9 protein-coding genes are annotated in these 13,555 nt (G+C 39.8%); all 9 read left to right on the top strand.

Annotated elements, in window-relative coordinates; all coding sequences use genetic code 11:
- The first annotated feature begins 429 nt into the window (after window positions 1-429).
- The 9 genes from G586_RS27115 to G586_RS25300 all read left to right on the top strand — a co-directional run bounded on the left by G586_RS27115 (window position 430) and on the right by G586_RS25300 (window position 13,502).
- Window positions 430-3,474 (top strand): leucine-rich repeat protein, encoded by a 3,045-nt coding sequence (locus tag G586_RS27115; protein ID WP_051204920.1) that lies wholly within the window; start codon window positions 430-432, stop codon window positions 3,472-3,474.
- Window positions 3,475-3,498: 24 nt separating this feature from the next.
- Window positions 3,499-5,541, top strand: coding sequence for a DUF6935 domain-containing protein (locus G586_RS0118695; protein ID WP_026528933.1), 2,043 nt, complete (start codon window positions 3,499-3,501; stop codon window positions 5,539-5,541).
- Window positions 5,542-5,654: 113 nt separating this feature from the next.
- A complete protein-coding gene (gene upp / locus G586_RS0118690; protein WP_026528932.1) occupies window positions 5,655-6,284 on the top strand; it encodes a uracil phosphoribosyltransferase in 630 nt (209 codons plus the stop codon).
- 74 nt (window positions 6,285-6,358) lie between these two features.
- Window positions 6,359-7,579 carry an agmatine deiminase gene (gene aguA / locus G586_RS0118685; RefSeq protein ID WP_026528931.1) on the top strand — a complete coding sequence of 407 codons (1,221 nt, stop codon included), beginning with the start codon at window positions 6,359-6,361 and terminating at the stop codon, window positions 7,577-7,579.
- Window positions 7,580-7,605: 26 nt separating this feature from the next.
- The gene (gene aguB / locus G586_RS0118680; protein ID WP_081674465.1) at window positions 7,606-8,532 is read left to right on the top strand and encodes an N-carbamoylputrescine amidase; all 927 of its coding nucleotides are present in this window, start codon (window positions 7,606-7,608) and stop codon (window positions 8,530-8,532) included.
- Window positions 8,533-8,687: 155 nt separating this feature from the next.
- The gene (locus G586_RS0118675) at window positions 8,688-8,936 is read left to right on the top strand and encodes a ferrous iron transport protein A (protein WP_026528929.1); all 249 of its coding nucleotides are present in this window, start codon (window positions 8,688-8,690) and stop codon (window positions 8,934-8,936) included.
- A 20-nt stretch (window positions 8,937-8,956) separates the two neighbouring features.
- On the top strand, window positions 8,957-10,411 hold the full coding sequence (gltX, locus tag G586_RS0118670; RefSeq protein ID WP_026528928.1) for a glutamate--tRNA ligase: 1,455 nt from the start codon (window positions 8,957-8,959) through the stop codon (window positions 10,409-10,411).
- On the top strand, window positions 10,401-12,284 hold the full coding sequence (locus tag G586_RS23870; protein WP_051204919.1) for an ATP-dependent helicase: 1,884 nt from the start codon (window positions 10,401-10,403) through the stop codon (window positions 12,282-12,284). The genes gltX and G586_RS23870 overlap by 11 nt, the downstream gene beginning before the upstream one ends.
- Window positions 12,285-12,350: 66 nt before the next feature.
- Window positions 12,351-13,502, top strand: coding sequence for a DUF4349 domain-containing protein (locus tag G586_RS25300; RefSeq protein ID WP_051204918.1), 1,152 nt, complete (start codon window positions 12,351-12,353; stop codon window positions 13,500-13,502).
- Window positions 13,503-13,555 lie beyond the last annotated feature (53 nt).

The raw sequence follows: 13,555 nt of genomic DNA, 5'->3' as shown, positions 1-13,555 counted from the left end.
ATCATCAATGCCGCCTGCTATAAGCTCATGAACATAGCCAATGGGCTTGTACGAGCGATGAGCTCCACACTTCCTTTCGGGATCATAATAACTTTCATAAATCTGAAGATAAGTACCTTTTCTGTTGTTTGTTTTCTTTAAGAAATAAGACATAATAGACGCCCACTTCTAGTATAGCACTATAACACTATATATGCAAGAGCAAAATAATTTTTTTGTCAAGTTTTTGAAAAACAAAAAATAGCCAGCAGATATGCTGACTACAGTAGTAAGTGATATATAGATGGTCCCAAAAAGTAATAGTGCTAAATCCTAAAGACGGGTATTTTTTTTCCTGATTATCAAATATGATACATCTGATACGAATAAATTATGTATTTCTTAAAGCTTGGAATGGTAGGAAAGGTAGTTTATTTTAGGAGGTTTTTTATGAGGAAAAAGCTTAAACGATTCTTTAGAACGGGGGCGACATTGCTACTTTCGGCAGCCTTAATTGCCATGCCTATTCCGGTATTTGGTAATGTCATGACGGCAAAAGCCGACGAAGGCTTTACCAAGAGGGTTGTTGGTATGGGTATTGGCGGCCTTGGAAATCCGGAATACGGAGGTGGTGGCTGGTACAGTATTTATTATGGAAAGTATAATGGAGAACCGGTCATTTACAACATTCTTGATAACAACAGTATTGACTATACAAATGAGGATAAACCAACGCTTCTTCTTGACTGCAATGCGGTTTTGTTTGAAGCCCCATTTGATAAGGATTTCAGTCAGACAAAATGGGCTGAGAGTCAGTTGAAAACATATCTTAATGACAGAGATTTTCTGAATAAGGAAGGTGTATTTACTGATATTGAAAAAGAAGCAATTGTAGCTTCGACCAAATCGGATCTCACAAGTAATGATAGAGCTGATGATATGAAGCCATACAATTATAAATTTGCACCTTTGAGAAATACCAAGATTTTTGTCCTTGATGCTGCTGAGGTTGCCAATAAAAAATATGGCTTTAATCAGGATGCAATGACAAAGGACATAACCAGGGTGAAATATAATCATCCGGGCTATGGGTATAAATATAAGTACTGGTTGAGATCCGGTACTACCAGTAGTTCAAATAAAACATGGGTTGTTAGTGATGATGGTGGTGTAGTAGAACAAACCTACCCAAATTCTTCTAATAAATTTGTAAGTCCGGCATTCAATATTGATAAAAGAAAGATTGTCATGACTTCACTTATCGGAGGAACCGGTGCTGATAGAGGTGGTATACATAAGCTGACTCTACTTGACGAATTCATGTCGACAAGAGTAACTCAGGTTGAATTAGTTAACAAGAATGAAGTTTATCTGAAATTCAATACTACAGGAGCACATTCAAAGAACGCTGATAGATATTCGGTTGTACTTGTTAATGATAAGGATTATGAACTTGGAAAATCCTATTCTAGAAATGAATTCAGCTACAATAAACTTGAAGTCCTACAAAATAACGGAAATTACGTAAAGGCTAAATTCGAGCTTCCTTATAAATATCAAAACCTGGAGATAGGTGAAGATTATGTTGCAGTCCTTTTTATGGAAGACGTTTATGAGGACGGTTCTACAGATTATGCATCTAAACCAGAAATAATAACATCTTTTCCTGAAAAGCATGATCTTGTGGATCATATTAAAGCGATACCTGCCACATGTACCGAAGAAGGTCATGAGGAGTATTATCAGTGCCTTCTTTGCGGAGGATGCTATTATGACGTAAACTGCACGAAACTTGCTGACCCTGAAGATCTTACAATAAAAGCCCTTGGGCATGAATATGGTGAACCGGAATATTTATGGAGAGCTGTATTTAATAAGAGAGACGGCAAATTACAAAGAATATGCCGGGCTTCCGCAACATGTAAGCATGAAGGCTGCACAGAGAAAATTACAGAAGAAGGCAAAATCAAAAAGGAAATTGTAAAAGAAGCCACTACTACTGAGAACGGTATTATCAAATATACTGCGACCTTCAAAAATGAATTATTTACTACACAGGAAAAAGAATTCGACGATATACCCATGCATGTCCACAATCTGACAGAGGTTCCTGAGAAGGCACCGACCTGCGAAGAGGACGGAAATATAAAATATTACTACTGTGAAGAATGTGGTATGTGTTTTGCCGATGAGGAAGGAACCACGGTTCTAGAAAAGGATGATATCGTGATTCATACTACGGGTCATGATTACGGTGATGCTGTATATGAATGGAGTGCTGATGGAAAGACCTGTGTTGGTAAAAAGATCTGTAAAAAAGATCCTACGCATATATTTAAAGAAACTGGTGAAATATCAAGTGAAGTTATAAAGAAACCAACAAATACAGAAAAGGGTGTAACGAGATACAGGGCAATATTTGAGACTCCCGATTTTGAAACTCAATATCTTGAACTTGAGGATATTCCTGCACTTGGAGGAGGTGAAGATCCCGAACCAGGCACACCGGATCCTGGAACACCTGATCCTGTAACACCTGACCCTGAGACTCCGGATCCCGGAACGCCGGATCCCGGAACACCTGACCCAGGAACGCCCGATCCTGAAACACCTGATCCAGGAGCGCCTGATCCTGGAACGCCAGATCCCGGCACACCTGGTCCGGGTACACCTGATCCTGAAACACCAGATCCTGGAACGCCCGATCCTGAAACACCTGATCCAGGAGCGCCGGATCCTGGAACGCCAGATCCAGGCACGCCCGAACCAGGCACACCTGATCCTGGAACGCCGGATCCTGAAACACCAGATCCCGGCACGCCGGATCCTGGAACACCTGATCCTGGAACACCTGATCCTGAGACTCCGGATCCCGGAATACCAGATCCCGGAATACCCGATCCAGGAACACCTGAACCTACGACACCTGAACCTACGACGCCCGAACCTACGACACCGGAACCTACAACACCTGTGACACCTCAAGAGAATCCTACTCCTGTAAATAGTCCTGAGGCACCTGCTACAGGTATGGCTTCCGAAGGTAAAGTTGGTGACAGCATTGTTGATCAGGGTTCTAATGCTACATATACTATTACCTCAACTGAGACAAATAATCTTACAGTAATTTACAATAAATCTGAGGCAGCAAATGCCGCGAATGCAACAATTCCTGAGGAAATTACATCAGACGGTAAGAACTATAAGGTTACCGAGATTGCAGCCGGTGCATTTAAGAATAATAAAAAGCTTAAGAAAATTACTATAAGTAAAAACATCATTAAGATAGGTGCAAATGCATTTAATGGATGTTCAAATCTAAAGACTGTAAATATTAAGACAACAGCGCTAAAGAAAAATACTGTAGGAAAGAATGCCTTTAAGGGTATACACGCAAAAGCAAAGGTTAAGGTACCCGGCAAAAAGCTTAAGGCTTATAAGACAATTCTTAAGGCTAAAGGTATTAAAGGTAAGACGCAGAAGATAACCAAGTAATTTTAAATAGGGGGTAAATTGCTTATGAAGAGAACATTATTAGTCAGAGCAGGCGCTATTTGCGCTTCTCTGATAATCGGCTTTAGTCCGGTTGCAGACAAGGTTTTTCCTGAAAACAGTATCATAATCGAGGCTCAGGCAAAAAAAGGCAAGAAGGATAAGAAGGTAAAAACTTATACTGTCTGTCTTGGGGCTACAAAAAAGCTTAGCGCAAAAAAGGTAAAGAAGTGGAAATCGAGTAAAAAGGAAATAGCAAGTGTCAATAAAAAAGGTGTAGTAACACCAAATAAACCGGGAAAAGCTACAATCACAGCGGTCTTAAAGAATGGATCAAAAACGAAGTTCAATATTGTTGTTCCTGAGATGAAATTAAGTAGTACCTCAGAGAGCATAAAGGTTGGCGAAACAAAAGCGATTTCTGTAAAAGATGCGAAAAATGTTAAGTGGTCAAGTAGTAACCCTTCTGTTGCATCAGTTACCAATGGATCAATCACCGGTATTGCTGAAGGAACAGCTGTTATTACTGCAGCTGCAGGGAAGGCATCAGTTACTTGTGCGGTTTCTGTTGCAAAGATAGCAAGCGATGATAATACGACACCTACACCTACGCCAACCCCGAACCCTACACCGAATCCAACCCCGGATCCCACACCAACACCTACGCCTGATCCGAACCCGAATCCGACACCAACCCCGGATCCTGAAACACCTGATCCGGAACCTACTCCTTCAGTAACTGTAAGTCAGCCGACCATAACTTATTCTAAAGTGACGAGACAGGTTACAAGAGGAACAGAAAATATAAATGAAGAATTAAACCTTGCAAAGATTAAATTTAACGGAGTTCCTGCAAATGCAGCTGATATTGCAAAGATAACCCGTACAGATGGTGCAGGTTCCGAAGAAGACGGCAAGCAGGATGGTAAGTATATAACTGTCGCATGTGCTCTTGCGGCTTGCAAGGCATATTCCGAGGGAAGGAATGCTGACGGACAGAATATACTTAACGCTCTTATGATCTCACCTCACGTTTCTGCTGTAAGTGTTGGTAGCGCAGGTAATTTGAGCTATTACTTTAGTGATGCAGATAAGAAAACTAAACTGCCATGGGCATTTTTGGACGGCGCAACACCTTCAAACAATTACAAGCCTACCGAGCCAATAACAGTAACTGTTGAGGAATCAGTTTTTGCACCGGAGAAGAGTACATTATACGGAGCTGAGCTATCAATCGAACAGATAGCTTTCCATACATCTAATCATCCTTGCCTGAATAATACTTTTACAGTAAGTGTTTACAAGGATCCTTCAGATGGAAACTGGTATCTGTGGCCTTCAGGATTTACGGCACTGTATTCAACAGCAAGTATCAAGGTTGGTGGTGGTGATGCAGATGAAGGAGATAAGGAATTTGAACCTGAGACAACAATCACACAGCCTACGCTTACATATAAAACCATAATCAGACAGGCAACAAGAAACGGAATCAACATTGATGAAGAAATAAATCAGGCTAATATCGTATTTAATCAGACACCTAATTCAGCGGCAGATATCAGAAGTATCAACCGTGGCAATAATGGTGGAACAACTGAGAATGGTAAACAGGATGGTAAGTATCTTACGGTTGCTTGTGCACTCACCGCGATGATTGCTTACTCGGAAGGAAAGAATGATCTTGGTAAGGAAATGATGGATGCCCTGATGGTTTCACCGCATGTCTCAGCGGCAAAAGTTGGTCAGGCCGGTAATCTGAAATACTATTTTGAATATGATGATAAAAAGACCAAACTTCCGTGGGCATTTTTCGATGGTGCAACTACAGCTAATAACTACAAGCCGACAAAGCCATTATCGGTTACTCTTGAAGAGTATCCTTATGCACCGCAGATAAGCACAATTTACGGAGTAGAGCTTTCAATTGAGAAAATACAGTTCCATATTGACAATCATCCATGCTTAAAGAATAACCTGACCGTAGCGGTTTACAGAGATCCAACAGACGGACAATGGTACTTATGGCCTTCAGGCTTTGCTTCACTTGTTTCTACAGCAAGCATCAAATAATAAAAAAGTCACATAATTAATTTCGAAGACTCCCACATAGTGTGTGTGGGAGTCTTTAATTGAGCTGAAATTTATGTTATTATTTTGTCAGTTTGTAGATGGAGGAAAAGAACATGAAAAATGTTACTGCTTTGGATCATCCGCTTATTGAGCATAAGCTTTCTATTTTGAGAGATAAGCACACAGGTACGAAGCTTTTTAGAGAGCTTGTCAGTGAAATAGGTGCATACCTCATTTATGAGGCAATGCGAGATGTGCCGCTTGAAAAAACTACGGTAGAAACACCTATTAAGACAATTGAGATGGGTCGTCTTAATGAAGATAACTATGCATTTGCTCCTATCATGAGAGCAGGTATGGGTATGCTTGACGGTGTTCTTAAGGTTATTCCTAATGCTAAAATAGCTCATGTAGGAATGTATAGAGATGAGACAACCTTTGAACCTGTTAATTATTTCTTCAAGGCACCTGAGGATATCGGCAACAGAGAAGTAATAATTCTTGATCCAATGCTTGCGACAGGCGGTTCAGCTTGCGATGCTATTGAGCTTTTCAAGGAAAAGGGAGTTAAGAAAATGAGATTTATCTGTCTCATCGCTGCACCCGAAGGTCTTGAGAAGGTTACTAGTGAACATCCTGATGTTCCGATTATATGTGCGCATATCGATGACAAGCTGAATGATAATATGTATATCGTTCCCGGTCTCGGTGATGCCGGTGACAGAATCTTCGGAACCAAGTAAATTTTGTGAGTTTTATTGCCCCGCCCGAACTTTAGGTTCAAGCGGGGTATTTAATAATATTTCAGGGAGACTCTATGAAAATCGAGAATGCTTTACCAAAACTAGATGGATACAGCATGCCGGCGGAATATGATATTCATGATGGCACACTTATGATATGGCCTACGAGACCGGGCAGCTGGGGAATAGATTCAACAGCAGCAAAAAAAGCTTTTTGCCGAATCTTTTCAGAAATCCTGAGATGTGAAAAATTATACGTTATCGTAGATAAAGACCATTTTCATGAAGCTCATATTTTTATAAAGAATAATACAAAGAATTTGAGAAGTATCATAAGCCTGAAGAATGGCCAAAAAATGACTGGCGCAAATCTTGGTGATATAGGGACCTTGGTTCTCATAGAGATGGATTCCGATGATTCATGGGCAAGAGATGTAGGCCCTACATTCGTCAGAAACAGTGAAGGTGACATTAGAGGAATAGACTGGGCTTTTAATGCCTGGGGAGGCGAAGTTGACGGACTCTATGCAAGTTGGGATAAGGATGATCGTATAGCCAGCGGTTTTTGTGAGTATATCAATAAAGATCATTACGATGCTCATCCCTTTGTGCTTGAAGGAGGTTCAATTCACTGCGATGGTGAAGGTACTGTTATGGTAACAGAAAGCTGTCTTCTTAGCGAGGGAAGGAATCCTGATCTGACCCAGCTTGAAATTGAGAATAAATTGAAGGATTATCTTGGCGTGGAAAAGGTGCTATGGCTTCCTTCAGGAATATATAATGATGAAACCAATGAGCATGTAGACAATATATGCGCCTTTATTGCTCCGGGAGAGGTTGTTCTTGCCTGGACGGATGATATTCTTGATCCGCAATATTTCATGTCACTTGCTACTTATGAATATTTAAAAACCGAAAAAGATGCGAGAGGAAGACAACTTATAATACATAAGCTGCCAATTCCGGATTATCCTGTCTGCTGCTCAGATGACGACATTGATAATTATCTCTTTGAGGAAGGCGAGGATATCAGAGAACCGGGAGAAAGGCTCGCGGCAAGCTATGTAAATTTCTATTTTACGAATACAGAGGTTCTTTTACCTGCTTTCGGAGGAAAAAATCAGGAGAGTGATAAGAGAGCTCTTGAAATAATGACGAAGATCTGCAAAAAACGCAGCGTAAAATCCATTCCCGCCAGAGAAATTTTACTTGGTGGAGGCAATATTCACTGCATTACACAGCAGATTCCCTCTTCCATGAGTAACATGAGAAGAAAAGTAATAAGCTTTGAATAACTCTTATTAAAGGATAAGGAGATCCCATGAATTACAAAAACAATACATCTACTACAGTGGCAGCAATTCAGTTTGCATGCGGAAGAGAAGCATATCATAATCCTGAGATTTCCGATGAGGAGCTTGTAAGCAGAAACATTGAAAAAGCAGAGAGGCTTGTAAGAAAGGCTGCTTCACAGGGAGCACAGATTATCCTGCTCTCAGAGCTGTTCGAGAGACAGTATTTTTGCCAGGAAAGACGATACGATTATTATGATTATGCAACACCTACTGATCAAAACAGAGCTGTTGCACATTTTTCAAAGCTTTGCCGAGAACTTTCAGTTGTGATTCCCATAAGCTTTTACGAGCGCGAAGGCAACGTTATGTATAATTCGGTTGCCATGATTGATTCAGATGGAGATATTCTGGGTGTTTATAGAAAAACACATATCCCGGATGATCATTTTTATCAGGAAAAATTCTATTTTACGCCCGGTGATACCGGTTTTTCCGTATTTGAAACCGCTTACGGAAGAGTGGGAATTGGTATATGTTGGGACCAGTGGTTTCCTGAAACAGCAAGGTGTCTTGCACTTCAGGGAGCTGACATTATTCTTTATCCCACTGCTATAGGTTCAGAACCTATTCTTAATGTAGACAGCTCAGGACATTGGCAGAGAACCATGCAGGGGCATGCAGCGGCCAATATTATACCTGTTGTTGCAGCTAACAGAATCGGTACTGAGAATGTAGTTCCGTCTGAAGAAAACGGTGGACAGCTTTCTTCGTTAAAGTTTTACGGACACAGCTTTATGACTGATGAAACAGGTGATATTTTACGTCAGGCAGGCGATAATTCAGAAGAGATAATAATGGCTGTATATGATTTTAATGAGATAAGGCAAAACAGACTGTCATGGGGCCTTTTCAGAGACAGAAGACCGGAATGCTATAAAGAAATCGTGGAATAAAAAATGCTTCATCACATTAAAGCGATGCTCTTTTCATTTGACATAAGGTGTTATATAATTCGTAAGTATTTTGTATTTTAAAGTGCTATTACTATGTATTTTAAGTGTTTTAACAGTAAATACAAAATATAGTCTAATGTTTTTTGAGGTAATGTATGACACTTACTGATGGGGAGAAAAATGGCATTTATCTCGTTAAGGAGATGAATGTCGAACAGTCTATCTATTCTAAGAGACTTAAATCCATTGGCGTCACTGGTGGGTCTCACATTAAAGTAATAAATAAAAAGGAACGCGGTGGAGTTATCATTCAGGTGAATAAGAAGCAGATAGCATTATGCCGAAATGTGGCTTCCGGAATTATAGTTGAATTTGAGAAAAAAGAATTTTCAGAAGTTATGTAATGGAGAAATAAAGGAGTAATATGTCACAGAAAATCAGAACACGTTATGCACCCAGTCCGACTGGAAGAATGCATGTAGGAAATTTGAGAACAGCATTATATGAGTTCCTCGTAGCTAAGCACGAGGGCGGCGATTTTATTCTTAGAATTGAGGATACGGATCAGGAGCGTTTTGTAGAGGGCGCTACCGAGATTATCTACAGAACACTTGAGAAGACAGGCCTTAAACATGATGAAGGTCCCGATAAGGACAAGGGCTTTGGACCTTACGTTCAGAGTGAGAGACAGGCACAGGGTCTTTATCTTAAGTATGCCAAGGAGCTTGTTGAGAAGGGCGAAGCATATTACTGCTTCTGTGATCAGGAGAGACTCGCAAGCCTTGTACAGGTGATTGATGGCAAGGAGGTTAGTAAGTACGACAAGCATTGCCTTCACCTTTCCAAGGAAGAGATTGAGAAGAACCTCGCTGAGGGCAAGCCCTATGTAATAAGACAGAATAATCCTACAGAGGGACAGACAACCTTCCACGATGAGCTTTACGGAGACATCACTGTTGATAACAGCGAGCTCGATGACATGGTACTTATCAAGTCTGACGGCTACCCGACATACAACTTTGCTAACGTAGTTGATGACCATCTCATGGAGATCACACACGTTGTAAGAGGTAACGAGTACATCTCTTCATCACCCAAGTACAACAGACTTTACGATGCATTTGGATGGGAGGTTCCGAAGTACATACATTGTCCTCTTATTACTGATGAGGATCATCACAAGCTTTCAAAGAGAAGCGGACATTCCTCATTTGAGGATCTTGTAGAACTTGGTTTCCTTTCTGAGACAATCATTAACTTTGTTGCACTTCTTGGATGGTCACCTGAGGACAATACTGAGATTATGAGTCTTGATGATCTTATTGAGAAGTTTGATTACAGACGTATCAGTAAGTCACCTGCAGTATTTGATTATACAAAGCTTCGCTGGATGAACGGCGAATATCTCAAGATGATGGATGATGACAAGTTCTATGAGCTTGCAGAGCCTTACATCAAGGAGGTAGTAAAGAAGGACCTTGATTTTCACAAGATTGCTGCAATGGTAAAGACAAGAATTGAGCTTTGGTCAGATATTCACGATATGATTGATTTCTTTGAAGAAATGCCTGACTATGATGTTTCAATTTATAAGCACAAGAAGATGAAGACTGACGAAGCTTCTTCGCTTGCAGTTCTTAAAGAGCTTCTTCCTATTCTTGAGGAGCAGGAGGACTATAGTAATGATGCCCTCTATGCAAGACTTCAGGATTATATTAAGGAGAAGGAATACAAGAATGGCTATGTACTTTGGCCTATTCGTATAGCGGTTTCCGGTAAGACCATGACTCCCTGTGGAGCAACGGAAGCTATGGAGATCATCGGCAAGGATGAGACCATTAAGAGATTAAAGGATTCAATCGCAAAGCTTGAAGCCTGAAAATAATTTAAGATGTAATCCCGCTCAGAAATGTGCAATATTGCACGATAAGGGACCTGCCTGTGTGATAGCAGGTCCCGGGAGCGGTAAAACCTTTGTTATTATACAGAGGATAATAAGTCTTATCCGGAAGGGAGTTAGTCCCGGATCAATACTTACGATTACATTCACAAAAGCAGCTGCAATAGAAATGCAGCAAAGATTTATTAAAGAAACTGATTCCATGTATCCGGAGGTTCTCTTCGGAACATTCCACTCGATTTTTTATCATATATTGGATAGTACAAAGCTTACTATCATTAAAGAAACGGATAAGTATAAGATACTTAGCCATATTTTGTATGGAAAAGATTATGACGGTGAAATTATAAGACTAATACTGTCAGAGATTTCCAGACTTAAAAACTCCGGTGATAGCATTGAAAACAGAGATAAATCGGTTCCTTTTTATGAGGAGTTTCCGGAAATACTAAGAGAGTATTCAGCCATTCTAAGGGAACAGGGACTGATAGATTTTGATGATATGGTAATTCTTTGTAGGGATTATCTGTTAAAAAGACCGGATATACGTAAAAAGTGGCAGAATAGGCTTCGCTACATTCAAATAGATGAATATCAGGATATTAACACAGCCCAGTTTGAAGTGGTAAAGCTCCTATTATCGGAGGAGCAGAATCTTTTTGTTGTAGGTGATGATGATCAGTCAATTTATGGATTTAGAGGCTCTGACCCTAGGCTTATGCTAGGCTTTAAGGAATATTTTAAAAATGCAAAGGAAATAATCCTTGATACTAATTACAGATGTGCACCTAAAATACTTGAAGCTTCAAAGCATGTAATAAATGAAAACAGTATACGCTTTAGGAAAAACATCAAATCCGGCAAAGTCGGAAACCCTGGAATTATAACCGGAAAAGAATATATCGAAAAGGCTGAGCAATATAAGGGCATCATTGAAGAAATAAGAAATCTCGAGACAACTGAAAAAAGGACTGGAAACAAGCCAAAACTTAGCGATATAGCAATAATAGTCAGAACAAATATGGAGGCAACAGGATTTGCCAGTATGCTAAAGGAAGCAGCAATTCCCTGTTCCTACAAAGAAAAAATCGTGGCACTTCATGAAAAGGCAGCTGTTAAGGACATGATTTCGTATATGGCATTTATGAATGAAGGTCATAAAAGAAGTCATTTTCTAAGAATAATGAATAAGCCTGTAAGATATATCTCAAGAGCTGCGCTGACAAAGGAAACAGTAGAAGAAAGAGAGCTTCTTTGCTATTATGCGAAGCAATCTAAGCTTAATATGACAACCATGATTCAGAAGCTTTTCACAGATCTTAAGCTAATGTCTCTGCTTACACCAAAGGGCTCTGTTCACTTTATAAGGGATTTCATGGGATATGATAAATATCTAAGAGAAAAATTTGCAGGTAACAGTAAGGTACTAAACACGCATTTGGCTGACCTTAATGAGTTTGAGGAATTGTGTAAGGACTTCAAAAACTATTTTGATTTAAAGGATTACTTAGAAGATGAGGAGAGGAAAATCGAGAATATGAGAAATATAGAGATTTCTGATAAAAACGGAGTCAGGGTTATGACAATGCATGCTTCCAAAGGCCTGGAATTTAAAAGAGTTTACATCCCTGATCTCAACGAAGGCATAATACCTTCAAGAAAAAGCATAACCATGGAAGAAATCGAAGAAGAAAGAAGAATGTTGTATGTGGCAATGACAAGGGCAAAGGAAGAACTTCATCTAAGTTATGTAAAGGGAACAAAGGAAAATCCTATGCGGATGTCGGGCTTTTTAAGACCTGTAAAGTATTTATTTCAAGATAGTAATTTTGACGGAATTTTGATAAAATAATAGCACATGCACTGATATAGGGACATTCTACAAAAACTTATATTTTAATTTAATCGGGGGACTATTATGAAAAAGAGAATATCAGGGACAACAATTATTACACTCTCGCTTATTTCTATGCTGATTGGTACAGGGTGTGGAAGTAGTGACAGCGCAGCTTCAAAATCGGCAGATTATGATGTGGAGCCATATGCTGCAGAGGAAGCAGCAGCGTATGATGGAGGCATTTATGATTCAGCATATGATAATGAGATTGCTGATGTATCGGAAGGTGGCAGCGCTGAGGAAGTAACGGAATCACAAGCAACTAAAAAGAGCAGCAGGAAGCTCATAACAAACATGAGCATGACAACTGAAACCAAAGAGTTCGATAAGACAGTTGATTTCCTTAAAAATCGAACTGATGAACTTGGCGGCTATGTTGAGAGCTACAGCACATCGAAGAGCAGTTATAATAATGAGCGCACAGCTTATATGACCCTTAGAGTACCGGAGGAAAAGCTTTCGGGTTTTGTTAATGAGGTGGCAGAAAAGAGCAATATAACTTCTCAGGATATGAATGTTACTGATGTTACACTTACCTATGCTGATCTTGAGAGTCACAGGAATGCTCTAAGAGCTGAGGAAGAGCAGCTCCTAAAGCTTATGGAAAAGGCAGAGTCCATCGAGGATATTATGACTATTCAGGACAAGCTCACTGATGTCAGATATCAGCTTGAATCAATGGAATCACAGCTTAGAACCTATGATAACCAGATAAGCTACAGTACACTTAAGGTTACTGTTGAGGAAGTTATTGATTACACGCCTGAGCCTGTGAAAAATCCAACATTCGCTGAGCGCGCAAGAGATGGATTCATTGAGAATTGTCAGAATGTGGCAACGTTCTTCACAGAGCTTGCACTTCTTATCATCACACATATTGTTTCGCTGACTATTTTTGTAATAATAGTTATATTTATTGTTATCCTGGTACGCAAGGCTGAAAAGAAGAGGAAAGCAAAACTTGCCAATGCTCCTAAGCCAATGGGTGCTCCGATCAATGGTAATTTTGCGTATGGTCCGATGCAGGGGCAGCCGATAAATCAGAATTTTGTAAATCAGCAGCCAAATCAAGCATTCAATAATCAGGCTGCTAATATCCCAAGCGATAATAAACAGGATGAAGATAAAAAAGCTGATGATAAACCGCAGCAGGGTATTGAAACAAATAAATAATAAAGTATTTCATTCATGAATTAATAATTAGAAAATGTCCTTGGAGATTATAA

Source organism: Butyrivibrio sp. VCD2006 (assembly GCF_000423925.1).
Taxonomy (GTDB): Bacteria; Bacillota; Clostridia; order Lachnospirales; family Lachnospiraceae; genus Butyrivibrio.
Note: the sequence above shows the minus strand (reverse complement) of the source record. Positions and strands in the feature narration are given on the sequence as shown.